This is a genomic window from Thiocapsa sp. (genome assembly GCF_018399035.1).
GTDB lineage: Bacteria > Pseudomonadota > Gammaproteobacteria > Chromatiales > Chromatiaceae > Thiocapsa.
In genome coordinates, this window is the sequence record NZ_CP073760.1 from 1,831,750 (window position 1) to 1,858,568 (window position 26,819).

General features: G+C 65.3%; 23 protein-coding genes, 2 tRNA genes and 1 pseudogene. 6 read left to right on the forward strand and 20 right to left on the reverse strand.

Annotated features, from left to right (window positions below; all coding sequences use genetic code 11):
* The first annotated feature begins 47 nt into the window (after positions 1 to 47).
* Together KFB96_RS08350 and KFB96_RS26575 are read left to right on the forward strand one after the other, a co-directional pair.
* Positions 48 to 1,238: a DUF932 domain-containing protein gene (locus KFB96_RS08350; RefSeq protein ID WP_213462385.1), complete on the forward strand. Its 1,191-nt coding sequence runs from the start codon at positions 48 to 50 to the stop codon at positions 1,236 to 1,238.
* A 515-nt stretch (positions 1,239 to 1,753) separates the two neighbouring features.
* The gene (locus tag KFB96_RS26575) at positions 1,754 to 1,888 is read left to right on the forward strand and encodes a hypothetical protein (RefSeq protein WP_300971402.1); all 135 of its coding nucleotides are present in this window, start codon (positions 1,754 to 1,756) and stop codon (positions 1,886 to 1,888) included.
* A 303-nt stretch (positions 1,889 to 2,191) separates the two neighbouring features.
* Here the strand turns inward: KFB96_RS26575 and KFB96_RS08355 are convergent.
* The 10 genes from KFB96_RS08355 to KFB96_RS08400 all read right to left on the reverse strand — a co-directional run bounded on the left by KFB96_RS08355 (position 2,192) and on the right by KFB96_RS08400 (position 10,154).
* Positions 2,192 to 2,268 (reverse strand) — tRNA-Pro (locus KFB96_RS08355).
* Positions 2,269 to 2,305: 37 nt separating this feature from the next.
* Positions 2,306 to 2,680: a MerR family transcriptional regulator gene (locus KFB96_RS08360; protein ID WP_007194179.1), complete on the reverse strand. Its 375-nt coding sequence runs from the start codon at positions 2,678 to 2,680 to the stop codon at positions 2,306 to 2,308.
* The gene (gene ihfA, locus KFB96_RS08365) at positions 2,661 to 2,960 is read right to left on the reverse strand and encodes an integration host factor subunit alpha (protein ID WP_007194180.1); all 300 of its coding nucleotides are present in this window, start codon (positions 2,958 to 2,960) and stop codon (positions 2,661 to 2,663) included. Before ihfA ends, KFB96_RS08360 begins: the two co-directional genes overlap by 20 nt.
* A 4-nt stretch (positions 2,961 to 2,964) precedes the next feature.
* A complete protein-coding gene (gene pheT / locus KFB96_RS08370; protein WP_213462383.1) occupies positions 2,965 to 5,343 on the reverse strand; it encodes a phenylalanine--tRNA ligase subunit beta in 2,379 nt (792 codons plus the stop codon).
* A 203-nt stretch (positions 5,344 to 5,546) separates the two neighbouring features.
* A complete protein-coding gene (pheS, locus tag KFB96_RS08375; RefSeq protein ID WP_213462381.1) occupies positions 5,547 to 6,578 on the reverse strand; it encodes a phenylalanine--tRNA ligase subunit alpha in 1,032 nt (343 codons plus the stop codon).
* Between the two features lie 116 nt (positions 6,579 to 6,694).
* A complete protein-coding gene (gene rplT / locus KFB96_RS08380; RefSeq protein ID WP_007194183.1) occupies positions 6,695 to 7,051 on the reverse strand; it encodes a 50S ribosomal protein L20 in 357 nt (118 codons plus the stop codon).
* A 44-nt stretch (positions 7,052 to 7,095) separates the two neighbouring features.
* Entirely contained in the window at positions 7,096 to 7,293 is a 198-nt protein-coding gene (gene rpmI / locus KFB96_RS08385; protein WP_093186566.1) for a 50S ribosomal protein L35, read from the reverse strand.
* A 148-nt stretch (positions 7,294 to 7,441) separates the two neighbouring features.
* Complete coding sequence (gene infC, locus KFB96_RS08390; RefSeq protein WP_213462897.1) at positions 7,442 to 7,975, reverse strand: translation initiation factor IF-3; 534 nt, start codon at positions 7,973 to 7,975, stop codon at positions 7,442 to 7,444.
* Between the two features lie 57 nt (positions 7,976 to 8,032).
* Entirely contained in the window at positions 8,033 to 9,952 is a 1,920-nt protein-coding gene (gene thrS, locus KFB96_RS08395) for a threonine--tRNA ligase (protein WP_213462379.1), read from the reverse strand.
* A 125-nt stretch (positions 9,953 to 10,077) separates the two neighbouring features.
* Positions 10,078 to 10,154 (reverse strand) — tRNA-Val (locus tag KFB96_RS08400).
* Between the two features lie 298 nt (positions 10,155 to 10,452).
* Here KFB96_RS08400 and KFB96_RS08405 point away from each other — a divergent pair.
* Entirely contained in the window at positions 10,453 to 11,976 is a 1,524-nt protein-coding gene (locus KFB96_RS08405; protein WP_213462377.1) for a fumarate hydratase, read from the forward strand.
* On the forward strand, positions 11,976 to 12,986 hold the full coding sequence (locus tag KFB96_RS08410; protein ID WP_213462375.1) for a YhdH/YhfP family quinone oxidoreductase: 1,011 nt from the start codon (positions 11,976 to 11,978) through the stop codon (positions 12,984 to 12,986). Before KFB96_RS08405 ends, KFB96_RS08410 begins: the two co-directional genes overlap by 1 nt.
* A gap of 198 nt (positions 12,987 to 13,184) precedes the next feature.
* Here KFB96_RS08410 and KFB96_RS08415 read toward each other — a convergent pair whose 3' ends face one another.
* From KFB96_RS08415 to KFB96_RS08430, 4 genes are all read right to left on the reverse strand, one after another.
* Positions 13,185 to 13,424, reverse strand: a complete 240-nt coding sequence (locus KFB96_RS08415; protein ID WP_213462373.1) for an acetyltransferase — start codon at positions 13,422 to 13,424, stop codon at positions 13,185 to 13,187.
* Between the two features lie 257 nt (positions 13,425 to 13,681).
* Positions 13,682 to 13,924, reverse strand: coding sequence for a BolA/IbaG family iron-sulfur metabolism protein (locus tag KFB96_RS08420; protein WP_213462371.1), 243 nt, complete (start codon positions 13,922 to 13,924; stop codon positions 13,682 to 13,684).
* Between the two features lie 170 nt (positions 13,925 to 14,094).
* On the reverse strand, positions 14,095 to 17,637 hold the full coding sequence (locus KFB96_RS08425) for a YhaN family protein (RefSeq protein ID WP_213462369.1): 3,543 nt from the start codon (positions 17,635 to 17,637) through the stop codon (positions 14,095 to 14,097).
* Positions 17,634 to 18,905 carry a DNA repair exonuclease gene (locus KFB96_RS08430; RefSeq protein WP_300971406.1) on the reverse strand — a complete coding sequence of 424 codons (1,272 nt, stop codon included), beginning with the start codon at positions 18,903 to 18,905 and terminating at the stop codon, positions 17,634 to 17,636. The genes KFB96_RS08425 and KFB96_RS08430 overlap by 4 nt, the downstream gene beginning before the upstream one ends.
* A gap of 166 nt (positions 18,906 to 19,071) precedes the next feature.
* On the opposite strand from KFB96_RS08430, the gene KFB96_RS08435 reads away from it, so the two are divergent.
* Positions 19,072 to 20,139 carry a RibD family protein gene (locus tag KFB96_RS08435; protein ID WP_213462367.1) on the forward strand — a complete coding sequence of 356 codons (1,068 nt, stop codon included), beginning with the start codon at positions 19,072 to 19,074 and terminating at the stop codon, positions 20,137 to 20,139.
* Between the two features lie 187 nt (positions 20,140 to 20,326).
* Here the strand turns inward: KFB96_RS08435 and KFB96_RS08440 are convergent, their stop codons facing one another.
* The 3 genes from KFB96_RS08440 to KFB96_RS08450 are packed head-to-tail and all read right to left on the reverse strand — an operon-like array spanning position 20,327 to position 22,672.
* Positions 20,327 to 21,202 carry a class I SAM-dependent methyltransferase gene (locus tag KFB96_RS08440; RefSeq protein WP_213462365.1) on the reverse strand — a complete coding sequence of 292 codons (876 nt, stop codon included), beginning with the start codon at positions 21,200 to 21,202 and terminating at the stop codon, positions 20,327 to 20,329.
* A complete protein-coding gene (locus tag KFB96_RS08445) occupies positions 21,195 to 22,259 on the reverse strand; it encodes a glycosyltransferase family 4 protein (RefSeq protein WP_213462363.1) in 1,065 nt (354 codons plus the stop codon). Before KFB96_RS08445 ends, KFB96_RS08440 begins: the two co-directional genes overlap by 8 nt.
* The gene (locus KFB96_RS08450; protein ID WP_213462361.1) at positions 22,256 to 22,672 is read right to left on the reverse strand and encodes a 6-carboxytetrahydropterin synthase; all 417 of its coding nucleotides are present in this window, start codon (positions 22,670 to 22,672) and stop codon (positions 22,256 to 22,258) included. Before KFB96_RS08450 ends, KFB96_RS08445 begins: the two co-directional genes overlap by 4 nt.
* Before the next feature lie 147 nt (positions 22,673 to 22,819).
* Between KFB96_RS08450 and KFB96_RS08455 the strand changes: the two are divergent.
* Positions 22,820 to 22,972, forward strand: a pseudogene (locus tag KFB96_RS08455) (AAA family ATPase); the annotation flags it as partial.
* Between the two features lie 122 nt (positions 22,973 to 23,094).
* Here KFB96_RS08455 and KFB96_RS08460 read toward each other — a convergent pair.
* From KFB96_RS08460 to mdoH, 3 genes are read right to left on the reverse strand one after another with little or no spacing between them, the layout of a single operon-like run.
* The gene (locus KFB96_RS08460) at positions 23,095 to 24,129 is read right to left on the reverse strand and encodes a dehydrogenase (protein WP_300971408.1); all 1,035 of its coding nucleotides are present in this window, start codon (positions 24,127 to 24,129) and stop codon (positions 23,095 to 23,097) included.
* Positions 24,110 to 24,877: an FkbM family methyltransferase gene (locus tag KFB96_RS08465; RefSeq protein ID WP_300971409.1), complete on the reverse strand. Its 768-nt coding sequence runs from the start codon at positions 24,875 to 24,877 to the stop codon at positions 24,110 to 24,112. Before KFB96_RS08465 ends, KFB96_RS08460 begins: the two co-directional genes overlap by 20 nt.
* On the reverse strand, positions 24,870 to 26,759 hold the full coding sequence (mdoH, locus tag KFB96_RS08470; RefSeq protein WP_300971410.1) for a glucans biosynthesis glucosyltransferase MdoH: 1,890 nt from the start codon (positions 26,757 to 26,759) through the stop codon (positions 24,870 to 24,872). The genes KFB96_RS08465 and mdoH overlap by 8 nt, the downstream gene beginning before the upstream one ends.
* Positions 26,760 to 26,819 lie beyond the last annotated feature (60 nt).

Genomic DNA, 26,819 nt, shown 5'->3' on the forward strand with positions numbered 1-26,819 from the left:
TCAAGACCTCTCTCACCGACCGTATTTCTGTCAGCAAGGAGAATCCCATGGCATTCATCGTTCAGGACGCCCACCAGGAGCGCTTTGAGAACCTCGATGCGGTGATCGGCTTCGCCGGGGAGGAGCAGAAACACATCTACCGCCTGCCGCTCCGCGGTTATCTCGAACGGGGCGCCCGCTTCCAGGATGACGCCACCCTCGGTGACGGCGCCCATGGGCTCGGCTTCAACGAATACGGATTCGACGCACTGTGCCGCTTGGTCGGAACCAACTCCTACTTTCTCCAGCGTCTGAGCGAGCCGGAGCTGGCAAGCGCCATCCTCAACGACGTCCTGCTCACCGGCAACGCGACCAAGCCGCTCGATACCCTGGAGCTGGTCTGCGATGAAGCGTCCAACCAGGTCCTGGGCATCGTCTCGGAGCGCTTTGTCGGCTACAGCAACCAGCAGTTCATCGACGACGTGCTGAATTGCCTCTCGTCCGACCCCCAGCTTTCTTTGATCCCGGACACGGGCGCGTTCGAGTTCATGGAAGCCTACAGCATCAACACCCGGCTCTTCATGCGCATCAAATCCAGACACGTCGTGGGCACGGTGACGGGGCGAGGAGGGAAAGGCAAGGATGTCAGCGAGATCGGCGTCGAGTTCTCCAACAGCATGGCGGGCGGGCACGCCGTGCGTCTGGCCTACTTCATCCACCGCCTGATCTGCGCCAACGGCCTGATCGCTCAAGTGGCCGGAGGCCGCGGCCGGTTGGTGCATTCAGGTGACCCCGAGAAATTCCGCCAGCGCCTACATGAGAAGGCCAACGGCGTGCTGTCCGGCATCCAGACGGCGAAGACGATGATCGAGACCCTGGGTGAGATCACCTTCGACAGCCGGAAGCTCGCGGCGCACTGGGAACTGACGGATCTGTTGGCCATCATCCCGGACCCCGAGCGCCGTGAGCAGTGCCGGGCCAAGTTCCCGAGCGGTGACTACGCCTACATTCAAGACCCCGAGCAGCGCGCCATCCAGAAGAAAGCGGACAGCATCGAGAAAATTCCCCGCTGCCTGGGTGGACAGGAGGCCCTCGCCGTCTTCGATTCCCACTGGAGAAGCGACGCCTCCATGTATGACTTCATCAACGTGTTCACCGAATACGCCAAGACCCTGGACGCAGCCCGTCGCCTGCAAACGGAGGAAAAGGCCGGCGACCTCGCAAACTGGATGACATCGAACAAACGTCATTTTTCCTGATAGCGACCGCACTGACGGAAGCCCGCGCTAGTCGCGCCATAACCTGGGAAAAGCTCGGGAGGCACTGGCGCGGCCCGATTACGCCTTTGTGCGATCGCAGCGCACAGCCAAGGGAGATCGCGGTCGACGCTGAAAAGTCGCAGGGTGGGCGGTATCGCGGCTCGAACCGACCCGGGAAACTGATTGAATTCCGCAACGCCCGTCACTGAGCCATCCCGAGGCGAAATCTCATCAATTGATGAAGTTTCACGAGGGCCCCGCCGTGCTGGATCACCGCCGCACGGACTGGCGACTGTTCGTCGGCGAGCGCACCGGGCGTCGAGAAGGCTCACCGGATCGCGCGGCAAGCATGTAGAGGCCACGGTCCCGGTCGACCGCTATGAGCTAAGCATCGCGCGCGAGGGCTGCGGTCGCGGAGCAAGTCATCAATTGATGACTTTCCCCTACTCCCCGTCGAGGCCATGGAGGCGCACAATCACCCGACACGTCAGGCACACACTCAAGGAGCAAGGAGCATGAGCACGAGGTTCGCAAGCGCAGAGCGTTTCAACGACATCACCGAGGTGCGAGCGGCATACCCTGGAGCGGTCAAGATCCTGGAAGTCGAGGGCGGATGGATGGTGTTCGTTACCGAAGATGTTTTCAGCTAGTTGGAGCATCCGCGCGCGTCTCGGGCTGTCGGGGCAGGCTTTGGGAGGGGCTAACGACGTTAAGGGCGTCTCCGCCCCTTGGCACCAATCGAAGCCGACGATCTGTCGGCTTTTCGGGTTTGCCGCGGCGCATGGCAAACCTCCGCAGTGACGCACCGAGGTTATCGGGTCGAGGATGGGCCAAGAGATTCCGCCCAGGCCGACCGCGCGACCCCAAAACCGCGAAATCCATCCGCGCGGTGACTCTATGGTGACTCAAAGAAAAACGGCCTAAGCGTGAATCGCCTAAGCCGTTGTTTTATTTGGTCGGGGCGAGAGGATTTGAACCTCCGACCACCTGAACCCCATTCAGGTGCGCTACCAGGCTGCGCTACGCCCCGATAAGACGGGCAATAGTAGGTTGAAGCCCTTCTAGTGTCAACGTCGCAGCAGCTGAAGGACGTCTTCGAGCTCTGCACGCATCTGGCGCAGGATCTGGTGGGTCTGACTCAGGTCGTTCTTGGCGCCCTCGCCGCTGAGCTGCAGGCGCGCACCGCCGATCGTGAAGCCCTGCTCGTAGAGCAGGTTGCGGATCTGGCGCACCATCAGCACGTCGTGGCGCTGATAGTAACGACGGTTGCCGCGTCGCTTGACCGGTTTGAGCTGAGGGAATTCCTGCTCCCAATACCGCAACACGTGGGGCTTAACCCCGCAGAGCTCGCTCACCTCGCCGATGGTGAAGTATCGCTTTCCCGGGATCGGCGGAAGATCGCCGGGGCCGTTGTCCTCGCCCTTATCGGTCGGTTCCAGCATAGGCCTCCACTCGCTGTTTTAGCTTTTGCCCCGGACGAAAGGTCACCACGCGCCGCGCCGTGATCGGGATCTCTTCTCCCGTCTTGGGGTTACGGCCGGGACGTTCCTTCTTTTCGCGCAGATCGAAGTTGCCGAACCCGGAGAGCTTGACCTGCTCGCCGCGCTCCAACGCCGCGCGAATCTCCTCGAAGAACATCTCGACGATGTCTTTGGCCTCACGCTTGTTCAGGCCAAGCTCATCGAACAGGTGCTCGGCCATATCGGCCTTGGTCAATGCCATGGGGTCAATCCCTCAATCTTGCGCCAAAATCCGAAGCGAGGCGGGCTAGGATCCGCCTCACGGTGTCTTCGATGACACCATCTGTAAGTGTCTGAGAAGAAGCCTGTAAAATCAATCCAAGAGCGAGACTTTTTCTGCCCGATTCAATGTTTTTGCCGGTGTAGAGGTCGAACAGGACCAAATCGCGCAGCAGCTCGGTCTCCGTGGCGCGAATCGAGTCCGCAATCGACGCATACGTGACGGCCTCGTCGACGATGATCGCGATGTCGCGGCGAATGCTCGGAAAGCGCGAGATGGACGCATGCCCGGGCAGGGCACCCGCGCTCAGGGGTGCAATGTCCAGCTCGAACAGATAGGCATCGCCCGTGATGTCGAGCTGTGCGGCCAGGCTGGGATGCAGCATTCCGAGCAGACCGATGGATCGACCCTCACATTCCACGCTCGCGGTCTGGCCTGGGTGCAGCGCCGCATGCGCGCCGGGAACGAAGCTGAAGCGCCCCGGTGCGCCGGTCAGTGCCAGCAGTGCCTCGACATCGGCCTTGAGATCGAAGAAGTCCGCCGCGCGGCTCGTCAGGCCCCACTGCTCCGGATCCGGGCTCCCGACGATGAGGCCCGCGAGACCCTGCGTTTGGGTCAGACCGTCCGCGCCGAAGCGAAAGCGTAGACCGGACTCGAAGATCCGCACCCGCTCCTGTTGCCGGGCCTGGTTGTAGCGCGCGGTTTGGATCAAGCCGGGCCAGAGGCTCGTGCGCATGGTGGAGAGCTCGGCGCTCAGCGGATTCGCCAGGCGCAGCACCTCTTGATCGGGATCGACCAACGCCTGCATCTCGGGGCTGACGAAGCTGTAGGTGATGACCTCGTGGAAGCCGCGGTCGACCAGTGCCAGACGGGCGCGATCCAGGTCGAATTCCGCTTCCGGGGTCGATCGCGTGACCGATGCCGAGCTCGCGTGACTCACCGGGATTCGATCGTAACCGTAGATGCGACCGATATCGGCGATCAGGTCGACCTCTTGAACCAGGTCGAAGCGGGCACTCGGCGGCGTGACCAGCCATCCCTCGGCGGTCGGCTCGGTGTGCATGCCCAGACGCTTCAGGATGTCGAGGATGGTCTCCTCGGGCAGCGCGAGTCCGAGCACTTGAGCGACGCGCGCGGGGCGCAGCCTCAACGCCAGAGGCTTGGGTAGATCGGTCTCCGAGATCGCCTGGACCACCGGACCCGGCTCGCCCCCGACGATCGCGGTCAAGAGTCGGGTCGCACGCTCGATCGCGCGGATCTGGAGTTGGGGGTCGACACCGCGCTCGAATCGATGCGACGAATCCGTGTGCAGGCCGTAAGAACGCGCCTTGCCGCTGACGGCAAGCGGCGCGAAGAAGGCGCTTTCGAGCAGCACCTCGCGGGTCTCGGGACCGACGGCAGTCTCAGAACCACCCATGATCCCGGCCAACGCAACGGCGCGTCCGGCATCGGCAATCACCAGGGTGTCCGCACGCAAGGTTGCGTCCTCGCCGTTGAGCAGGGCGATACGCTCGCCCTCCACCGCCATGCGCACGCGGATCTCGCCGTCGAGCTTGGCGAGATCGAACCCGTGCATCGGCTGGCCCAGCTCGAGCAGGACATAGTTGGTCACGTCGACCACCGGGCTGATGGCGCGGATCCCGCCGCGGCGCAGGCGCTCCTGCATCCACCAAGGCGTGGTCGCACTCGGATCGATAGTGCGGATCACGCGGCACACATAGCGCGGGCAGGCGGCAGGCGCCTGGAGCTGTACCGGCAGGGACTGGTCGTGCAGGGGCGCGACCGGCTGGATCGCGGGCGTCGCGAGCGGCGCACGGTTGATCACGGCGACCTCCCGTGCGAGTCCCGCGATGCTGAGACAATCGCCGCGGTCCGGGGTCAGATCGACCTCGATGCAGTGGTCGTCGAGCGCCATCCAGGCACGGATGTCTTCGCCCACAGGTGCATCCGCCGGCAACGGCAGGATGCCCTCGGAGGACTCGGCAAGACCCAACTCTTTGGCCGAGCAGATCATGCCGAAGGACTCCACGCCTCGCAGCTTGGCCTTCTTGATCTTGAAGTCGCCGGGCAGCACGGCGCCGACCGTCGCGACCGGGACCTTCATGCCCTCGGTGACGTTGGCGGCCCCGCAGATGATCTGGAGAAGCGTGTCCTCGCCGAGATCGACCCGACAGATCCGCAGCTTTTCGGCATCCGGATGGGGTGCGACGGACTGCACCCAGCCGATCCGCACACCGCTGAAGGCCGGGGCCGCAGGCTCGACCGCGTCGACCTCGAGACCCGCCATGCTGAGCTGGTCGGCCAATTGCCGGGTGTCGACCGGTGGGTTCACCCACTCCCGCAACCACGCCTCGCTGAATCGCATCTGCTGCTGCCCTGTGTTCTCTAGTAGTTAGTGGTTAGTGGCTAGCCGTAGGTTGGGCAAAGCGCAGCATGCCCCACCCGCGCCGTCATCGCAGGGATCAGTTGGGCACGCTGCGCTTTGCCCAACCTACAGGTTCATGTTGGTTTTGAATCGTTCCTTAGTGGCTAAAACGACTATGGATTGAAAGAGGTTGACGCCGAATCTCATGAGAATTGGCGCAGGTATCTCAGATCGTTCTCGAAATTCAAGCGGATGTCGTCGATTCCGTAACGGAGCATCGCCAAGCGCTCCACCCCCATGCCGAAGGCGTAGCCCAGATAGCGATCGGGGTCGATGCCGACGTGCCGAAACACCTCCGGATAGACCATGCCGCAGCCGAGCACCTCGAGCCACCCGGTCTGCTTGCAGACCCGACAGCCGCTGCCGCCGCAGATGACACACTGGATGTCGACCTCGGCCGAAGGCTCTGTAAAGGGGAAATAAGAGGGCCGGAAACGCAGCTCCAGATCGCGCTCGAAGAAATTCCGCAGGAAGTCGTAGAGGACACCCTTGAGGTCGGCGAAGCTGACCTGCTCGTCGACCAGCAGACCCTCGACCTGGTGAAACATGGGCGTATGGGTCAAGTCCGAATCGCAGCGATAGACGCGACCCGGCGCGATGATCTTGAGCGGCGGCGCCTGCTCTTCCATCACCCGGATCTGGACCGGCGAGGTGTGGGTACGCAGCAGCAGCTCGGCATCGAAATAAAAGGTGTCGTGCATCGCCCGCGCCGGGTGGTGCTCCGGGATGTTGAGCGCCTCGAAGTTGTGATAGGCGTCCTCGACCTCCGGCCCTTCCGCGACGGCGAATCCGGCATTGGCGAACAGGCGCTCGATGCGCCGCATCGCACGGGTCACGGGATGCAGTCCGCCGGGCCGCCGGCCGCGTCCGGGGAGACTCACGTCGATCCGCTCGGCGGCGAGTCGCGCGGTGAGTGATGCCTCTTCCAAGACGACTTTGCGCTGGTCGATGGCAACCTGGACAGTAACCTTGGCCTGATTGATCTCTTGACCTGCGGCGGGTCGCTCGGCGGCCGGCAGCGTGCCGAGCTGCTTGAGCAGCGCGGTCAGCTCCCCGCTCTTGCCGAGATAGCGCACGCGCACTTGGTCGAGACTGGCAAGATCGGCCGCGGCCGCAATCGCTTCGAGCGCCGCGGTTTGCAGGGCCGCGAGACCGAGTCCGGTGTGTTCAGCCATAGTCGAGTCTTCCGGCTGGGTGTCTGGTCCGCCGCGAGGCCGTGAAACGAAAAAGGGAAAGACCGGGGCCTTTCCCTCTTGTATCGCCGTGAAACCCGGGCGAGAAGGGAAACGGCTTAGGCCAGTGCGGTCTTCGCTTGCTCGGCCAGCGCGGCAAAGGCGACGCTGTCGTGATAAGCGATGTCGGCGAGCACCTTGCGATCGACCTCGACCCCGACCTTCTTCAGCCCGTCGATGAACCGGCTGTAGGAGAGTCCGTTTTCGCGCGCGGCGGCGTTGATACGTGCAATCCAGAGCGCGCGGAATTGGCGCTTCTTCTGGCGGCGATCACGGTAGGCGTATTGGCCGGCCTTGATGACGGCCTGCTTGGCAACGCGATAGACCTTACTGCGGGCACCGTAGTAACCCTTGGCCTGATCAAGGACCTTTTTATGACGAGCGTGGGCGGTAACACCCCGTTTGACGCGTGGCATTCTTTGACTCCTGGGATTCGTTCAAGCGCAGTGCGATCAGTTGATCAGCAGTAGGGGATCATCCGCAGCGCGGCCCGCACGTCCGACTTATGAAGACGCTTCGGCGCACGCAGTTGGCGCTTCCGCTTGGTGCTCTTCTTGGTCAGGATATGACGCCGATGAGATGAGTTGCACTTGACCGAACCGGAGGCAGTGCGCTTGAAGCGCTTCGCCGCCCCGCGATTTGTTTTCAGCTTGGGCATGGGTTTTTGACTCCGCGATTTGCCGAATGATTATATTGCGACGCCTGTCGAGCCGAGGTTTTTTCAAGACGGCATCGGCCGTATCGACCGATGCCGTCTCCCCGAGACACTCAGTGTGATTCGCCCGTTGGCTCGACGATGCGCGTCGCTATTTCTTTTTGGGGCCCAGCACCATGACCATTTGGCGTCCTTCCATTTGGGGTTGTTGCTCCACGACGCTGAGGGCTGCAAGGTCGGTTTCGATCCGCTTCAAAAGCTCCAGACCGAGCTCACGATGCGCATGTTCGCGCCCGCGAAACCGCATAGTGACCTTGCCCTTATCCCCTTCGTTGAGGAAACGCATCAGGCTGCGTAGTTTGACCTGATAGTCTCCTTCGTCCGTTCCCGGACGAAACTTCACTTCCTTGATCTGAACCTGCTTCTGCTTTTTCTTGGCTTCGTTCTTCTTCTTCTTTTGGTCGAAGAGAAATCTGCCGAAGTCCATGAGACGACATACCGGAGGCTCCGACGTCGGAACGATCTCGACGAGATCGAGGCTCGCTTCCGTGGCCATCTCCAATGCCTCGCGCGTATTGACGACTCCGACCTGGTTTCCGTCCGCGCCGATCAGACGTACTTCCGGTACGTTGATCTCCTTGTTGACGCGGTTTCTCTTTGGTGCAGCGATAGCAGGTTCCTCCAAAAGCACTGATAGACACGACGCGCACGACGCGCTCGCGGCCCTTGATCGGGCCGGGCGTCAGTGGGTCCGGTTCGCGATCTCTTCGCTCAGACGGTCGATAAAGGCATCGAGCTGAAGGATTCCGAGGTCCTGGCCCGCACGGTCGCGGACGGCAACGGAGCGGGATTCGACCTCCCGATCACCGACGACGAGCAGGTAAGGTACTCGTTGCAGGGTGTGCTCGCGGATTTTAAAGCCGATCTTCTCGTTTCTCAAGTCCGTCTCGGCCCGGAAGCCCTTCCCGCGCAAGGTCTTAGAGACCTCCTTGACGTACTCCGCCTGCCGATCCGTGATATTCATCACGATCGCTTGGGTCGGCGACAACCAAACCGGCAATTGACCCGCATAGTGTTCGAGCAAAATACCGATAAACCGCTCCACCGAGCCCAGGATGGCGCGGTGGATCATCACCGGCACCTGCTTGCTGTTGTCCTCGGCGATGTAGTGCGCACCCAAGCGTCCGGGCATCGAGAAGTCCACCTGGATGGTGCCGCACTGCCAGGCGCGACCGATGCTGTCGTGCAGGGTGAATTCGATCTTGGGGCCATAAAAAGCACCCTCGCCCGGCTGCACCTTGAACGCGAGACCTTTGGCCTTGAGCGCCTGGTCGAGCGCCGCCTCGGCCTTGTCCCAGAGCGCGTCGTTGCCGACGCGTTTGTCCGGCCGCAGCGAGAGGGCGAGATCGATCTCGGTGAAGCCGAAGTCGCGATAGGTCTCGAACACCATATCGATCAGGGTCGCGACCTCGTCCTGAAGCTGCTCCTCGGTGCAGAAGACATGCGCGTCGTCTTGGGTGAAGCGGCGCGCCCGCATCAGTCCGTGCAAGGTGCCCGAAGGCTCGTTGCGATGCACCACGCCGAACTCGGCGATGCGCAGCGGCAGATCCCGATGGCTCTTGAGCCCCTGGTTGAAGAGCTGGATATGCCCGGGACAATTCATCGGCTTGATCGCATAGTCGCGATCGTCCAGATGGGTCGTGAACATACCGCCGGCGAACTTATCCCAGTGCCCGGAGCGCTCCCAGAGCGAACGGTCAAGCACCTGCGGGGTCTCGACCTCCTGATAGCCGTACTCGTCGAGCTTCTCGCGCATGTAGCCTTCGGCCAGACGGTAGATCACCCGCCCCTTGGCATGCCAGAAGGCCATACCCGGCGCCTCGTCCTGGAAGTGGAAGAGATCGAGCTGCTTACCGAGCTTGCGATGGTCGCGCTTCTCGGCCTCTTCCAGGCGATGCAGATAGGCCGCCAGCTCCTTCTTGTCGCGCCACGCGGTGCCGTAGATGCGCTGGAGCATGGGGTTCTTCGAATCGCCGCGCCAGTAGGCACCGGCCAGCTTCATCAGCTTGAATCCGTTGCCGAGCTTGCCGGTGCTCGGCAGATGGGGTCCGCGGCAGACGTCGAACCAATCGCCCTGGCGGTAGACGGAGACCACCTCGCCCTCGGGGATGATGTCCTCGATGATCTCGACCTTGTAGTGCTCGCCGAGATCGGCGAAGACCTGCTTGGCCTGCTCGCGATCCCAAACCTCGCGAACGATCGGAAGATCCCGCTTGACGATCTCGTGCATGCGCACCTCGATCGCCTCGAGATCCTCCGGCGTGAAGGGCTCGTCGCGCGCGAAGTCGTAGTAGAAGCCGTTCTCGATCGCGGGGCCGATGGTCACCTGCGTGCCGGGATAAAGCTCCTGCACCGCTTGGGCCATCACATGCGCGGCATCGTGTCGCAGCAGCTCGAGCGCGGCCTCCTCATCCTTGGCGGTGATGATGGCTAGCGAGGCATCTTGTTGGAGCATGAAGGAGGTATCGACCAGGACGCCGTCGACGCGACCGGCAAGCGCGGCCTTTGCCAGGCCGGCTCCGATGGAGGCGGCGACGTCCCGAACGGAAACATGGGCATCGAACTGACGCTTGGAACCATCCGGCAGGGTCACGACGGGCATAACGGAACCTTCAAGGTGCTCAGTGGTGATCGATACGAGGGATCACATGAAAAAACCGCCAGTTCCAGCACGGTGCCGCTCGACAGATGTCGAGCGACCAACGGCCGGAGCTGGCGGCTGATGTTTGGTAGGCGCGATTGGACTCGAACCAACGACCCCCACCATGTCAAGGTGGTGCTCTAACCAACTGAGCTACGCGCCTGTCGTTGCGAGCCCGGAATATTACAGTCCCTTAAGATCTTTGCCAAGTGCTTTTTGATCGCGGCGCTTCCAGCCCGAGGCGCGATCGAGTGGCTGGATCGGAGGATCGGAACCATCTTAAGGAGCAACGACGCCATGCGGAGCGCTTGCCGAGGCTGAACCCGTGTCGGAAACGGGCCGTCCGAGCAGGGAAGATGGGTTTCGCTGCGCTCTGCCCATCCGACGTCCACGTCTTCCCGAGCCGGCCGCGAGTGGCTTGTTATACTGCGTGGATGTCCGGAACGAGGCGCAGCAGACCCATGACCATCATCCGCGAAACCGACTTTGTCCAAAGCATCGCCGACGCGCTGCAATTCATCTCCTACTATCACCCACGCGACTACATCCAAGCCCTGACTGCGGCTTACGAGATCGAGGAATCGCCGGCCGCGAAGGATGCGATGGCCCAGATTCTGGTCAATTCCCGGATGTGTGCGGAGGGTCACCGCCCGATCTGTCAGGACACCGGCATGGTGGTGGTCTTTCTCAAGATCGGCATGGAGGTGCGCTGGGACGCGGTCATGGGGATTCAGGCGATGGTCGACGCGGGCGTACGCCGGGCTTACAGCCATCCCGACAATGTGCTGCGCGCATCCATGGTCTCGCCCCCCATCGGTGAGCGCAGGAACACGGGGGACAACACGCCGGCCGTCGTGCACGTCGAGCTGGTGCCCGGCGATCGGGTCGAGGTGCGTCTGGCGGCCAAGGGCGGCGGCTCCGAGAACAAGGCGAAGTTCGCGGTCTTGAACCCGAGCGAAAGCCTGGTCGACTGGGTGCTCAAGACGGTTCCGACCATGGGTGCCGGCTGGTGCCCGCCCGGGATGCTCGGGATCGGGATCGGCGGTTCCGCCGAAAAGGCGATGCTGCTCGCGAAGGAGTCGCTGATGGAGCACATCGACATCCACGAGATCAAGGCGCGCGGGCCTGCGAACCCCATCGAAGCACTGCGCCTGGAGCTGCACGAGAAGGTCAACGGGCTCGGCATCGGCGCACAGGGTCTCGGCGGGCTCACCACGGTGCTGGATGTGAAGATCCTGACCTATCCGACCCATGCCGCCTCGCTCCCGGTCGCCATGATCCCGAACTGCGCGGCGACGCGACATCTGGAATTCACGCTCGACGGCTCCGGTCCGGTTGCGCTCGTTCCGCCGAGCCTGGACGATTGGCCTCCGATCATCTGGGACGCGGCCGCCGGGGCGCGTCGCGTCCATCTCGACGGCCTGACCCGCGAGGAGATCGCAACCTGGCAACCGGGCGAGCGTCTCCTGCTCTCGGGCAAACTGCTGACCGGTCGGGACGCCGCACACAAACGCATCGCCGATCTCCTGGACCGGGGCGAGCGCCTGCCCGAGGGTGTGGATCTCACCAACCGTTTCATCTACTACGTCGGCCCCGTCGACCCGGTGCGCGACGAGGTCGTGGGTCCGGCCGGGCCGACCACGGCCACACGGATGGACAAGTTCACCGACCAACTGCTCGAGCGTACCGGACTGATCGGGATGATCGGCAAGGCCGAGCGCGGTCCCGCGGCGATCGACGCCATCAAGAAGCACGGCGCCGTCTATCTGATGGCCGTCGGCGGCGCGGCCTTCTTGGTCGCCAAAGCGATCAAGTCGTCTCGACTGATCGCCTTCGAGGAACTGGAAATGGAGGCGATCCGCGAATTCGAGGTCGAAGACATGCCGGTCACCGTGGCCGTCGACAGCCGCGGAGAATCCGTTCATCAAACAGGGCCGGCCAAGTGGCGCAGCACGATCGGCCTGATTCCAGTGGAGGTGATCTAGTGGAAACCTATCGCGCATTCCGGATCCATCAGGACGAACAGGGCCACCGCGCCGGTCTTGAGTCACTTCCGAAACAGGCGCCCGAGACGGGCGAGGTCCTGGTGCGGGTCACCCATTCGAGCGTCAATTACAAAGATGCACTCGCCGGCACGGGACGCGGCAAGATCCTGCGCACCTTCCCGCTGGTCGGCGGGGTCGATGCGGCCGGGATCGTGGAGCAATCCAATGACCCAGCCTACCGACCGGGGGATGCGGTCGTCGCGACGGGCTGGGGCCTGAGCTTCGACCACGACGGCGGCTATGCCGAGTATCTGCGCGTGCCTGCGACCTGGCTGACCCCGATTCCGGTCGGGTTGGACCCGCGCTCGACCATGATCCTGGGTACCGCCGGATTCACCGCGGCGCTCGCGGTGCACCGCATGCAGGTCAACGGTCAGCGACCCGAGATGGGTCCGATTCTGGTGACGGGCGCAAGCGGCGGGGTCGGTTCCATGGCGATCGCGATCCTCGCCCGACTCGGTTACGAGGCGGTCGCGCTCTCGGGCAAACCGGAGCTCGAGGACTGGCTGAAGGCGATCGGCGCTGCGCGGATCATCGGGCGCGATGCATTGGCCGAGGCAAAACGGCCGCTGGAGAAGGCCCTCTGGGGCGGTGCCATCGACAATGTCGGCGGCGACACCCTGGCACAGATCACGCGCACCACGGTCCCGAACGGGAACATCGCCGGCATCGGGCTGGCCGGCGGCCATCTGCTCGAGACCACCGTGATGCCCTTCATCCTGCGCGGCGTGAGTCTGCTCGGCTGCAACTCGGTGGATGTCCCGCAGGCGCTGCGCACCGAGCTGTGGGGCCATCTGGCGAGCGACTGGCGCCCGGCCGACCTGGAGTTGTTGCTTGGCGACAGGGTCGATCTCGACGGCCTACCCGGCGTCTTCGAAGACATCCTCGCAGGGAAGACGCACGGGCGGATCCTGGTAGAGGTCGCGCCAACGTCACAGCGAGCAACGTAAGAAACGTAGGATGGGTAGAGCGAAGCGAAACCCATCCTCCCCGCGCCAACGCCCGTGCGAGGCGCAACCCACCGTCGGCGGACGTTGTGCGTCCTATCGTCAGCACCACCTACGGCCTGAATGCGTGAACCGGCAATAAAAAGACACGAAGAAGGCAGAGTCGACGGCCCGAGCACACTCGGGCCGGCCTGCGCCCGATCAGGACGCCTTCTTGTAGTAGTGGTGAATCTCGTCGTCGCGATAATGGCTGTCGGTCCAGCAGCGCGGCAGCAACTCGTCCGAGATGAACATCAGCTCGGCCTTGTCGAACGTCTCCGGCTCCTGGGCCTCTTCACCATAGTGATAGCGCCCGACGATCTTCGGGTGCATCGGGTTGAACAGGTCCCGCTGACTCAGGACCTCGAGCATCTTGCCGGTAGTGCGATGTTTGAGAAACATGGCTTGACCTCCTGCGCAAGGGATTGATCCGTAGTCCATGCCGAGCGCGCGTGGGTTTTCGGAAAGCAGTGTGCGTCCCGCGCGCGTCGGGACAAGGCGCGCCGACGAGCCGTAGCGGCCTCTCCGGCGAGGAGGCGTAACGCCGGACCGGCGTGCGCGGGGCGTGCAATGCGGCGAAAAACCCACGTGCGCTCGGTATATTCAGTATGACACCGGTTCGGCCCTTGACAAGGTCCGGCAATGTCCTCCGACTCGCCTCAGCCGCCTTGCTCGGCCGATTGCGCCGGGGTCAAGGTCTTGATCGACAGGGCGTGCAGCTCGCCGCTTGCGATCTGCGGCTTGACGGTATCCATCACCAGGCGCTGCTTCTTGATCGGCGTCAGCCCTTCGAAGACCTCGCTGACGACGACGGCGTCGAAATGACTCCCGTCTCCGGAGACCTGGACCTCGGCGCCGGGGATGCCCTGGCGGATGAGTTGTGCAACTGCTTCGATTTCCAACGGTAGCTCCCGATAGCCTTGATTCCTGTTGACGATCCGGCGAGCAGGCGCGGTCGCGCGCTCGCCGCCAGCCCAATGAAATGGGGCTTTCCGCGTGAGGAGCAACCACGAAAAGCCGGCCAGGTGAGCAGGGCGACGCTCCGCAGAACCCGCAAACCGGCCTGGGCACACTACCCCAAACGGTGGACCCAAACCCGCTCTTCGCCCGGATCGAGCTGCCGGGCCTGCGCGATGTCGCGGCCGTGGTGCGTGAAGAGGATCACCTGCGTCTTGGCCGAGAAGTCGGCCAGGGTCGCGAGTGTGGCGAGCGCGCGCTCGTCGTCGAACTGGATGAGGATGTCGTCGACGACGAACGGCATCGGCTCGGCGGCTTGGAGATACTGCTCCAGGTTGGCAAGGCGCAGCGCCAGATAGAGCTGATCACGGGTGCCCGTGCTCATCGCCTCCACGCGCAGTCGCTCGCCGCTGTTGCGCAGACCGACCAGAACGGGCTGGTCGGCCTCGTCGAAATCGGTCTCGACCGCACTGAAGGCGCCGCAGGTCAGGCGCGCGAAATAGCGGCTGGTGCGCCCGAGGATCGGGTCGCTGTTTTGGCGGCGGAAGCGTTCGATCTCGTCGCGCAGGATGCGCGCCCCGAGCTTGAGTCGGACATACTGCTCGGCATGGGTGCGGATGCCGGCGAGAAGCTGTTGGGCCTCCTCGGCGAGCGCGGCGGCGGTGCCCTCCCCGCCCATCGCCTTGAGTGCGCGATCGGCGTCGGCCTTCTCTTCGATCAGTGCGCGGTGCGCCGGACGCAGCTCCTGCTCGAGGCGCGCGTCGATCTCGGAGAGCCGCACGGCGACCCGATCCTGATCGACGGCGGCCGCCTCGTGGGCGAGCGCATCGATCCCGAGGCCGTCACCGGCACGCATGAGTGCGCGCTCGACATCCGCAAGCTCGGCGGCCAGTCGCCGCCGGCCGTGGACGCGCTCCTCGATCAGCGGCAAATGCTCCGGCGCATCGCAGGCGGCCTGACGACACAGCTCGGCGAGGACACGATCGGCCGCCGCGATCGCCGTCTCCGAGTCGCGAATCTCCTCCTCGGTGCGACTCGCCTGGGCGCGCAACTCGTCGAGTCGCGTCCTGATGGCGCGTTGCTCGTCGAGCCGGGCATGCAGCATCAAGATCGACTCCTCCACCGGACGGTCCAGCAGATCGACCGCGAGCCGACCGAGACAGTCGCGGGTCTGCGCAACGAAGGCATCGGCATCCCGATCGATGCCGGCGATGCGTGTCCTCAAGAGCGCCCCGGCCTCGACCTTCGCCACCGCATCCGCGATCACCTGAAGATCGTCCGAGACCTCGCCGGGGCCGGCATCCGGCGCGAGTCCGAGCTCGGCCATGAGCGCCGTCCAGTCCGCCTGCCATGCGGCGTGCGCGGTCTCTGCATCCGACAGCTCGCGGCTCAGGTGTCGAGCACGCCCCTGCAGCTCCGCAACCTCATGCTCCAGCGCAAGACGCGCACGCTCATCCTCCTCCGCAGCGCGCAGTCGCCCCTCGGCCAACCCGATGAGGCCGCCGAGCTCGGGCCCGGCGAGTGCCGGGGACCCGGGTTCGACAGCCGCGTCCGGGATGCCGAGTGCGCTCAGGAGCGCCGCGCGATACGATGCCCGCAGTGCCTCGCGGGTCTCGATGCGTTCGCGCAGCACGTCGGCCTGGAGGATCCGCTCGCGAAGCCGCGTGGCGCGCGCTAGCCAGGGCAGCATCTCGGACGGCGGCAGCGGGGTCAGGCCGCAGGGCGACCAGAGCCCATGCCATGCCTCCTCGGAACGGGCGACAGACACCGCCAGCGCGCCCAGCGCGCGCTCGGTCTCGTCAAGCTCACGCTGCGCGGCCTCCAGTCGTGCGCGGGTCGTCGCCCGGTCATGAACGCGCCCGGCCTCGCGACGCAGCCGATCGGCGACCTCGTCGGCCCCGGTCAAGGCGCCCTCGAAGGCATCCGCAAGAGGTGCCTCGGTGTCGTACAGCCGTGCCTCGGCGCCGACATCCTCGCCGCCGAGCCATGCCCGCTTCACGATCGACCAGCCCCGATCGCGATGCGTACGGGACTGCGTCAGATCATCCTCGGACGGCACCGAGCCGCTCAGCTCCAGCACACGCAGGGCCTCCTCGCATCGCCGACACTCGGCGCCCACCTCCGAACGTTTCGACTCCAAGGCCTGCCGTTGTTCGTTCAGCGCGCGGGTGTCGTCCGCGAAGCGTCGCAGACTCTCCTCGTCCGGCAGGGGTGCGGCAAGCAGATCGGCCAACCCGCCCGACCAGAGACCGAGTGCGGACAGCCCCTGCTCGCACGTCTTCAGTTGAGCCGCCAGCGCGAGGCCGTCCTCGACGAGCGTCTGATCCAGGTCTCCGGCACGGCGCGCGGAATCGAGCGCGGTCTGTAGATCGATCGAAACCTCAGCCGTGGGCAGATCGGCCAGCGCCGCGGTGCGCAGCCCGAGGCGCTCTTGCGTCTCGGCGAGATCGGCACGGGTCTTGGCGAGCGCGTCGATCACGGCGGCCTTGCGGGCGCCGAGCTCGGTCGCGCGTCGTCTGCGCGCGAGCAGCGGCTTCAGTCGAGTCACATCGGCAGACGCCGGATCGCGCGCAAGGTCCGGCCGCACCTGTTGCAGCAGCGCGCTCGCCTCGGACTCTCGACGCGCCAGCTCGGCGACCAGCTCGGTGCGATCCTGCGCGGCCTTGCGATGGCTGCCGAGCCGCTCGCGCAGGTCGTCGATCGACTCGGACTCCCGGAGCAGATCATCCGACACGGCATCGCTCAGCTCGCGAACGAGCACGCGCAACCCGTCGAGCCGGTGCTGTGCATTGGCCCGGGCCTCGGCGGCACGGGCCAGTTTGGCAACCGCCTCCTCGCGGCGGGTCGCGAAATCCTCGGCAAGCACGGGCACGGCTCCGATCCCCTCCAACTGCTCCCGCAGCCGGGCCATGCGCACCAGATCCGGGAGGGTGCGCCGAATGCGTTCGAGCCGGCTGCGCTCGAGCGTCATCTGCGCGATCTCCGTGTCCATCGCCGCCAGCTCGCGAATCGCCCGATCGAGCGATGACTTGGCCTGCTCCCAGTCACGGACCGAAAGACTCGCATCGCGCACGCGGCGCTCGGTCTCGCCGAGCTCGCCGATCAAGGCGTTGATCCGCGGCTTGGAGGCGCGCGGCAGAAAGAGCCCGTTGGCCTCTTGATCGAGTCGATCCAGAACCCGGTGGATCGCGGTGGCGCCGAGCGCGGTCCCGAACAGCGCCTCGGCCTCCCTGCCGCGCTCTTCGAGCAGGGTTTGGCCGCCGCCGACCAGGCTCTCGTAATCGATCCCGAAGAGACGCTCGAACAGGCCGTCGTCCACCTCGCCCAGGAAGGGCAGCAGTGCATCCTCGCCGATCGCCTTTCCGTCCGGATCGAGCAGGGTGCTCTTGCGGCCCTTGCGTCGGACGAATTCAATCTCCTCGCCGTGGTGGTTGCGCAGACGCCCGCCGAGCCGCAGCTCCTGCTTGCCGTGTCGGAAGTCATCGCGGGTGCGCTCCTGGATCCCGAAGAGCAAGCCGCGCAGTGCACGCAGTGCCGAGCTTTTTCCGGCCTCGTTGGGACCAAACACCAGGTGCAGGCCCTCGCAGCCGCCGCTCAGATCGAGACGGCGGTCGGTGAAGGGACCGAATGCGCGCAGGTCCAGCTCCAGGATCTTCATTCTTCGCTCTCCGGGCCGGCGCCTTGCCCGCGCAGCCGCTCCACCAAGAGTGCCTTCACGTCCTCGAGGCAGCCGGACAGATACTCGGGGTCCGCTGGATCGAACGGATCATCGCCGCCGCGCAAGGCGGGCGGCAGCTTGAGGGCCAGCGCATCGACCTCCTCGCTCAGTGCGGAGAGACGCTCGCCGTCGACCTCCAAGGCGTGGATGGTGCGCAGCAGGCCGCCGAAGGCATCCTCGCGCGACAGCTCGGAGACCATCGCCGACGGATGCGTCTCCACGACCAGTTTCTCGATCCAGACGTCCGCCAGACCTGCGGAGGACACCATGGCCCGACACTCGTTGATCAGGCGCTCATGCTCGGCGTGCAGGCGCGAATGGATCGGACTGCGCCCGACGAGACGCAGACGTGTGGCGAGAAGACGGCCCTCGGCCGCGTCCGACGCCTCGGCAAGCGCGTGCTCGACCAGCGGGAGGATCTGGTCCAGGCTGCGCACGTCGCTCACAGTCACCGGGCAGATCGCCCAACGCACGACATCGAGCGCCCGCGGCTCGATGTCCACGACCTGGCCCTCCTCGACCCGCACCAGGGTGCAGCCTTTCGGCCCCGTCTCGCGGATATGGCGGCCCTGGATGTTGCCCGGGAAGAGGATATAGGGGTCATCCGCGATCAACTCGCGCTGGTGGACATGGCCGAGCGCCCAATACTGGTACCCTTTTGCTCTCAGGCCGTCCGCAGTGCAGGGCGCGTAGGGCTCATGGCCGGGTCGCCCGTCGAGCGAGGTGTGGAGCAACCCGATGTTGAAGAGTGCGGGATCGCCTTGCGGATAGGCCCGGCTCAGGTCGTCCGTCACCGCGCGGCTCGGAAACCCTTGAGCGTGGATGGCCACGCCGAGGTGCTCGAGGACCCAGGTCTCGGGTGCGCGCGTGGCGAAGACCGAGAGATTCGGCGGCGGGCGCAGCGCCTTGGTGATTTGACTCGCGGCATCGTGGTTGCCGGCGATCAGGAAGACCGGGATCCCATGATCGTTGAGACGACCCATCTGGCCGGAGAAGAAGAGTCCGGTGTTGTAGTCGCGCCAGTCCCCGTCGTAGATGTCGCCGGCCAGCAGGACGAAGTCGACCGACTCCTCGATCGCGAGTGCGACCAGATTCTCGAAGGCCCGGCGGGTCGCCCCGCGGATCTCCTCGACCGGTGCGCCCTCGTAGCGTTCGAGTCCGCGCAGCGGGCTGTCGAGATGCACATCGGCGGCATGCAGGAATCTCAAGGCGATCTCCTCGTTCCGTGTATTTTGGTCCCTCTCGCCGAGGGTGCGTCGGCGGCGAAGACCGATGCGCTCGGCTCGATTTCCAGGTGCGCAGCGCCATATCCGCGGGGTGCGCTTGCCGTTCAACCGCGTGTTCCGGGATCAACTCAACCAGAAGAGGCCGCCGATGATCCGCTCCAAGAGCACTCAGTGCGAGCGATCCGACCCGCCGCCGCGTCGGCACGACACCGACGCCGCTCGCGCCTGGTCGCTGATTCTGAGTGCCGCACGACTGGCGCGCAATGCCGCCTGGTCGCTGGATCATCCGCTGGCCTTGCGTGCCGACCCCGACGGACGGGTGTCGCCCGTCGACCCGGCACATCGCTCGCAAGCGGATCTGCTCTGGCTCCCGCGGGCGGGCTGGCGCGCCGGAGATCGGGCAGCGGATCGCACCGAGGATTGCCATGACGAGGATCCGGCGCTCGCACTCTTCGATCTCTATCTTCCCTTGTGCCGCCCGCATCCGGGTCCGGTCGAGGTCATCGCCCATCTCGGTCAGAGCATCGATGGCTACATCGCCACGGCCGACGGGGATGCCCGCTTCGTCACCGGCGAGGCCAACATTCGCCACCTGCACCGCATGCGTGCGCTCAGCGATGCCGTGCTGGTCGGCGCCGAGACCGTCGCCGCGGACGATCCGCGCCTGACCACGCGGATGGTCCCCGGACCGAATGCGGTACGGGTGGTCTTGGACCCGCGACGACGTCTGTCCTGCGAGCGTTATCTCTTCAACGACGGCGAGGCCGAGACACTGCTGTGTTGCGATCGCGCCCGCATCCGGCCCGGCGAGAAACACCACCGGCAGGCCGAGCTGATCGGGGTGCCGGCCGAGTCCGACGGGCTCGATCTGGGTGCGCTCCTGCGCGCCCTTGCCGAGCGGGGTCTGCGCAGGATCTTCATCGAAGGCGGCGGCGCCACGGTCTCGCGATTCCTGCAGGCCGGGCGGCTGTCGCGCCTGCAGATTGCGGTCGCCCCGCTCGTGATCGGCAGTGGTCGGCCGGGTGTGCGACTGCCGCCGACCGAACGCTTGGCGGATGCCTTGCGCCCGGCGACGCGTATCTTTCGTATGGGCGAGGACGTGCTGTATGACTTCGATCTGAGCGCGGAAGCGCCTGATCATTCCCCCGATGCGCCCCCCCAAATTACGATCAACGACGTTGCAATCAGCCGAGCGGAGCTCTCCCGCATCCGCTAAACCGCGTCCAGAGCGCGATGCTCGTTTTCGAGTGAGCTCGACGTTTGGTGAATCCACGACCCTTAGCGGGGGACGCGGTTTAAAATTTTATATTTTTAAACACCTTAAACCGCGCCGGCTCCAGCGGTCGTCAAGTCCGCCGAGGCCGATCCCATCCAAGAACATCGCATACCACTCCGGGCGCGGTTTAAGCCCGCCGCGGGATGGCGAGAAGATCGCGATGACCGACGTTGATTCGGGAGCAACCGCGCTCGACGGCGGCGAGCCGAACCGCCTCCCAGTGCGCGATCCCCGCCTGATCCGATGCGGGCGCCTCTTCGCGGGCTGCCCGGGACCAGCCGCGGATCAGGGCCGCCTGCAGCTCCCGTTCCGAGCGTCGAATCCGCCAGTCGCTCGTCCGCACCTCGACCCAATAACCCCGCGCGGCCGCCAAGATCGCCAACCGACCGTTCGCGCTCGGTCCCAGGGCCGGGCCGAATCCCTTGTCGCGACCCTGATGGCGATTCACCGCCTCGATCACCTCGCGATCGAGGCTCAAGGCGGGCTCGAAGGCCACGCGGCCGTCGTAGGTCAAGGCCGTCAGGATCGGCACGCGGACCTTCGCGCACTGCGAGACCAACCCGGCGAGCCAGGTCTCCGACACCAGATCGAGCAGCGCAGAGGCGGTGACCAACCCGATGCCTTCGATCGGAAGCGCGTCCAAATCGCGCGCGAGGTCGAAGCGACGGGGCGCCAGCGTGCAGGTCAGGTCAGGCTCGGCCCCCGTGACCCGTCGATCGGTCGCGTCCCAATCAAAACCCGATGCCTGCGCCCACGCTTGGGTTTCCTCGGCCAAACGATCCAAAAGGTCGGCATCCGCATCCAGACAGAGCCATGCCTGCGCACCGCCCAAGACCGGCGCCAGGGCATGCAGGTTGGAGCCGGTCCCGCACCCCAGGTCCAGGATATGAAGCATCTGCCCTTTCGGAAGCTGCGGACGCAACAAGAGCGGCAGATCGGCGGCTCGGGCACGGCGATCCGCGGGCGCGCGCAGTCGCAACCAGTCGGCGTCGAAATCACCCATCGTGCACACCTTCCAAGACGCAGCCGAGCTCGGCGCTTGCAGCATCCCAACCGCCCAGGCGAGCGCGCGCAGACCGAGCGCCCGCAGCCAGACTGCGGCGCAGCCCCGCATCGTCCAGCACCCGGGCCAAGGCGACCTCGAGCGCCGCGGGATCGTCGGGCTCCACCAAGAGCCCCGCATCCGCAGGCACCAGGTTCGGGATCGGCCCGATCCCGGTGCTGACGATCGGCAGACCGCGCGCCAGCGCCTCGGTCAGGACCATGCCGTAGCCCTCGAAGCGGGTCGGCAGGACGAACAGGTCCGCCCGATGATAAAAGACGTCGAGCCGAGGCTCGTCGACCGCGCCCGCAAAGTTCACGCGATCGGACAGACCCAAGCGCTCGGAGAGACAGCGCAAGGCGATGCTGGTCCGCGTGCAGCGGGTCAGGCTGCCGACACAGTCCAACCGCCAGGGCCGATCGACCAGAGGCGCGAGTGCGCGCAAAAGGATGTCATGACCCTTGCGCGGTGTCGTGGCGGCCACGCAGAGCAGGTTCAGGACGGATTCGTCCGAGCCTGCCGCGAGCGGCGCCGGATCGGTGCCGGGCTCGACGACGCGAATCCGCTCCTTCGGGACCCCGTAGTCGCGGATCAGGATGTCCGCGGTCGCGGCGCTGGTGACCACCACTCGGCGGGCGACCGCCAAGGCCCGTGATTCGCTCATGCGCAATGCTTCGGCCCGCGCGGCAAAGATACCCGTCTCCAAAGCGAGGGGGTGATGCACCAGCGCGATCAAGCGCAAACGTCGTGCGTGGAGGGCGGCAACATCCCCGAGCAGTCCGAAGGCCAACCCGTCGATGATCACCAGGTCGCCGTCCGGGATGATTGCGAGGCGGCGGTCGGCATCCGCCAAAGCATCCGCGGTCGGCTCGGGAAAGCTGTCGTCGAGACGCTCGGTCCGGACGTGCCGACCCAGGCGACGCAAGCCGTCGATGATCCGCCGATCGTAGCGATAGCCGCCGGTCGGCGTGGCCAGGTCACCGGGGATCAGGAACCAGATGGGGCCTGCCTGTTTCATGCATGCGGCTGTTGGGGCAGATCGGAGGCGTAGGCCGCCCAGGCGACGTGTGACTCGCTGAGCTGCACGCGCAGGGCCGTGATCGCATGGGCACCCTCGCCGAGCGCGCCTGCACTCAATTGCGCGGCCATGCGATCGAAGATGACACGCGCGAGAAATTCGGTCGAGGTATTGCGGCCCTGGAAGTCCGGCTCCTCGTCCAGATTCCGATAGTCCAGATCGGCCAAAAGCGCACGCAGTGTCTGGCTGGCGAGCCCGATGTCGAGCACCAGCCCGTCGGCGTCCAACTCGGGACGGCGGAACTCCACATCCACCACGTAGGTGGCCCCGTGCAGCCGCTGTGCCGGTCCGAAGACATCCCCTCGAAAGCTATGCGCGATCATGATGTGGTCGCGAACACAGACGCTGTACATGCGTGTCTCCTGCCCCGGTTGTTGTACACGCAGAAAGGATAACCGAAACGGCATCCGTCGGCGTACTGATCCGCAGACGAGATCCGCCGGGGATCCGTTGGGTTATCATCGGAACCATCTCGACAGAGTCCCGACCGGAGGACGGCCATGCCGCGCAAGACCTTGCCCATCGGTATCCAGACCTTCCGCGAGATCCGCGAGGAGGACTATTACTATGTCGACAAGACCGGGTTTGCGCTGAGACTCATCGAAACCGGCAAGTATTACTTCCTCGCGCGCCCGCGCCGATTCGGCAGCTCAAGAACCGCGGCTATGCCGAGAAATACCGCGCCTCGGGTCAACCGATCCATCTCGTGGGCGTGGAGCTCAGCCGGGAAAAACGTACCGTGGTCGGATTCGAGGTCGAAACCCTGAGCGCTTGATCATGGATACCGGATGCGCTGCATCAGGGCATCGCCCGGATCCGTTGCCAAACGAACCTGCACGGCCGGCAGATCATCGAACGCATCCTCGCCGCTGACCAGGGCATCGAGCGCCGGATCGGCGAGCAGTGACAGCGCAAGACCGAGGCGCCGACGATCGTCCCAACGTGCACGCTGCGCCGTCGCAACCTGGCCGACTTGGGAGGAGCGCAAGGTCAGGCGGCGCCGGTGGAAGGCCGCGCCGAGCGGCAGGGTGACGTGCCTGGTGCCGTACCAGCTCAGCTCCAGGACGGTCGCCTCGAAGCCGGCCAGCGCGAGCGCCTGCTCCAAGCCTGCCGATGAACCGCTGGCGTGGATGACGAGATCGGCATCGCCGCGCGCATCCGCCGGCAAGGCGAAGTCGACCCCGAGTCTCTCGGCGATCTTACGGCGACGCGGATTGATGTCGATCAACTCGACCCGGCACCCCGGGATACGCGCAGCCAGCCAAGCACAGAGCACGCCGACCGACCCGGCACCGACGACGGCGATATGGTCGCCGATCCGCGGCGCGGCGTCCCAGAGGCCGTTGACGGCGGTCTCGAGGTTCGCCGCCAAGACGGCGCGCGCCGGCGGGACCGCGTCTGGAATCCGATGCATGGCCTCGATCGGAACGCAATAGGCGCTCTGGTGCGGATAGAGACAGAAGACCGTCTTCCCGATCCAATCCGGCGGACCGGCCTCGACGCGGCCGACGTTGCAGTAGCCGTACTTGACCGGCCAGGGAAAATCGCCGGCCTGAAAGGGTGCGCGCATCCCGGCGTATTCGCTCGGCGGCACATCGCCGCGCAATACCAGCGCCTCGGTCCCGCGGCTGATGCCCGTGTAGAGGGTCCGCACCAGTGCCTCGCCGGGGCCGGGCGGTGCAAGCGGCTCCTCGCGCAGCTCACCTTGCAGGGGACCGGTCACCCAGTAGGCACGGGCGCACGACGAGACCCCTCGCTCCGACACCGCCGGGGGCGAGTCGCTTGCGTTCCTAATCGACTCGCCGGGCATAGATGTCTCCCGAGTTGGCGGCGTGCGGCAAGGCATCGAGCCAGCGGCCGATCGCGGCGGCGTCGACCCAGACGTCATGGACAAAGACATAGGACTCCCCGAGCACGGCGTTGAATCGTGAATAGCCCAATCTCGAACATTCCTCCAAAGCACGACGCCCGACGTCCTTCTGGATCGTCGTGAATTCGAACGACAAGCCATCGACCGGCCGGGTCAATCCGCCGAGCACCTCGGCCTCGTAACCCTCCACATCAATCTTCACGAAACGCGGCATGCCGTGACGCTCGATCAGGTCGTCCAACCGGGTGCAGGCGACCTCGATCGCGCCGTCCCAATGCTGCGACTCCCATCCCTGCGCATCACGCGCCGCCGAGATAAAGCCTGTCGAGAGTGTGCTGACCGTCGGATTGGCACGGTTCAGGCGCAGCTGCGCCCGACCGGACTCGCGCCCGACCGCGGTGGCCTCGATCCGCACCGCCGGGTCGCGTCCGTAGAGCCAGCGCAGCGTTCGCACCAACAGCGGCTGCGGCTCGACCGCCAGCACGCGGGCGCCGATCCGCCGAAAGCAGCCGATGCGATCCCCGACATGACTGCCGATGTCGAAGGCCAGATCGTCCGGGGCGAGAAAGGCACGATAGAAGGCGTCCATGCGGGCACGACGCCGATGTAGATAGTAGATCCCGAGCGAACGCACCACGCCGAGGGCGGTCCGCAGACCACCCCGCCCGGCGCCATTGCCATCAGTCACCACCGATGGCATCCGCGGCCACCTGATCCGTGGCCGGAACATACCCGCGCTGCCGGCCGATCGCGGGCAGCCCGAGCGAGCGGATCAAGGCCGGCGGATCGACCTCCTCCGGGATCCGCCAGACACCGATCCGCGCCAGCCAGGCGCCGAAGACCGGCCAGGCGGTCAGCACCGCGATGGGCACGGCAAGCAGGGCCCCGACGATGAAGGGCGACAGAAAGATTGCCCCGGCGGCGTCGGTCGAGATCAACCAGAACAGCGCCGCAAGACCGAACAGCGTCTGCGGCCAAAGCCGACGCAAGGCTTGCGACACCTTCAGGCGATGGGTGTCGCGACGCTGCGGTGACCAAACGATCGCCTTGCCGAACAGAAGCCCGCCCATGAAGAGCGTGTGCGCCAATGCCATCACGGGTGCGAGCAGGGTCGAGAAGAGGATCTCGCCGAAGGCGCCTGCCAGCAGACGAGGACCGCCGCCGAAGGCGGCGCGACCTCCCCGGGAGAGCATCAGGCTTCCCAGTGTCGCGAGCTTGGGCGCGAAGACCATCGTCATGACGAGCCCGAATAGCGACCAGCCGAGGATTGGATCGAACATGGGGCCGGATTCCGGCACGCGCCCGATCTGCAGGGCCGCAAGCGTCATGAAGAGGACCCATGCCGGCGAGCCGATGAACATGAGGATCGCCAGCACCAGCTGGACCCGCCCGATCGGGTGCAGCCCCGGCGTCCCGAGCAGGCGCAGGTATTGGAGATTACCCTGACACCAGCGCAGGTCGCGTCTGATGAACTCGACCAAGGTCGGCGGATTCTCCTCCCAGCTTCCGCGCTCGAGGGGCAGCACCCGCACCGCGTACCCGGCGCGGCGCATCAGCACCGCCTCGACCTGATCGTGACTCAAGATCCAGCCGCCGAGCGGCGGCCGACCCGGCAACGGGTCGAGCCGGCAGTGCGCGCGAAAGGCGTCGACGCGCAGGAGCGCGTTATGTCCCCAGTAAGGCCCGCTATCGCCCTGCCACCAGGCACTGCCGAGCGAATAAGAGCGCATTCCGAGGCGCATCCCGAACTGAAAGATGCGTGCAAACGCACTCGTGGAAGGCAACCCGACAATCAGACTCTGCAGAATACCCAGACGCGGGTTGCGCTGCATCATGCCGACCATGCGCAGGATGGTTTCCGGGGCCATGAGGCTATCGGCATCCAACACCAGAGCGAAATCGAACCCATCGCCCCAACGCGCCATGAAATCCCGGATGTTTCCCGCTTTAAAACCGGGGTTGTCCGGACGGCGCCGATAACGGATGCTCATCTGCGGCGACCAGCGCTCGCGCAAGCGCCGAATGCCCGCCTCTTCGGCCTCGATGCATTCGGGCCACGTGGAGTCGCTGAGAACGAAGACCTCGAATGCCTGTCCAGTCTCCGACTGAAGGAGCCCCTGGATCATCCGATCCAGGTGATCGACGACCCGATCCGCATCCTCGTTGCGGATGCAGCTCAGGATGGCGGTCTTGGAGGTGACGGCGTTCGGCGGGTCGCCTTCGAGCGGACAGACGACGGCGGCCGGGTCGCGATGGCGACGCATCAAAGCAAAGCCGATGACGGCATTCCAGAAGCCGATGACGGTCCAAGGCAAGGTCAGCCCGAAGCACAGGGTCAAAACCGCATCGAGGAGATCGAATCCGCCGCTCGACAGGGTGGCCACCATGAGGGCGATCGCGAATGCGATCGTGGCGACGACCAGAAAGAAGAATAGGGCGCGGCGGCGCGCCATCGCCGACGCATCGGCGTCGACGCCATCGGGTTCGGTGTCGTGCGCAGGGGTCGAGGCGCGATCCATCAGCATCGAGTACTCCGTACAATTGACCGCGACATCGGCGGGCCAGGGCATCTAAACGATCGGTCTTACGGAATTCGCACCGCGACCGCATGTCGGCTCGGAGCGCAAACC